General features: G+C 66.2%; 1 protein-coding gene. It reads right to left on the bottom strand.

Translation table 11 applies throughout. The features are described 5' to 3' along the window. Positions 1 to 169 precede the first annotated feature (169 nt). The coding region (locus Mhypo_RS17790; protein ID WP_119342531.1) for an HAD-IC family P-type ATPase at positions 170 to 858 on the bottom strand (689 nt) is incomplete at its 5' end.

Genomic DNA, 858 nt, shown 5'->3' with positions numbered 1-858 from the left:
GCTGAACTGCCTCAACTACCGCAAGGTCCAGGCTAAAAAAGCCGCCCTGGAAGCCTTCTCCTTCAACCCCCTCTCCGCTTTGAGGTTCCTGGGGTTGCATACAAAAGATGTATAGCGGTCAAGTCTGATCATCTCTCCTACCTCCGTGCAAGATAGTGGGGGACTTGTGTTAAGCCCGTGTAAAGCGCCGCCGCGACCCCACCCCCAGCAGCAGCGCGTTCACCGTCACGATCACGGTCGAGGCGCTCATCAGCAGCGCTGCCCACTCCGGCCGCAGCAGGATACCGTAGCTGTTGTAGAGCGCTCCCGCCGCAACGGGGATGGCCAGCACGTTGTAGATGGCCGCCCAGAAGAGGTTCTGCTTGATCTTCCCGCGTACCTTGCGGGCTAGTTGAATGGCCTTGGCGACATCGGCGGGGTCGTTCCTTACCAGCACCACGTCGGCGGTCTCCACGGCCACGTCGGTGCCGGCCCCGATAGCGATGCCTACGTCGGCCTCGGCCAGGGCGGGGGCGTCGTTGACCCCGTCACCGACCATGGCCACCTTGCGCCCCTGGGCCTGGAGTTCCTTCACCTTAGCCGCTTTGTCCTCGGGCAGGACCTCGGCGATCACCGTGTCCATGCCCAGCTGGCGGGCTACGGCCTCGGCGGTGCGGCGGTTGTCGCCGGTGAGCATCGCGGTCTGGATACCGAGCGCGTGCAGGGTCCCGACCGCTTTCCGGGCGGACTCGCGGACCACGTCGGCCACCGCGACCACCCCTGCGGGCTGGCCGTCCACCGCCACGTACATGGCGGTCTTGCCCTCGGCGGCCAGCCGGGACACCCGTTCTTCCAGCCCGCCCACCTCGACGCCTTCCC

Origin of the sequence: Meiothermus hypogaeus, assembly GCF_003574035.1 — a bacterium.
Taxonomy (GTDB): Bacteria; Deinococcota; Deinococci; order Deinococcales; family Thermaceae; genus Meiothermus; species Meiothermus hypogaeus.
The sequence above is the reverse complement of the archived record's forward strand: the minus strand, read 5'-3'. Positions and strand labels throughout refer to the sequence as shown.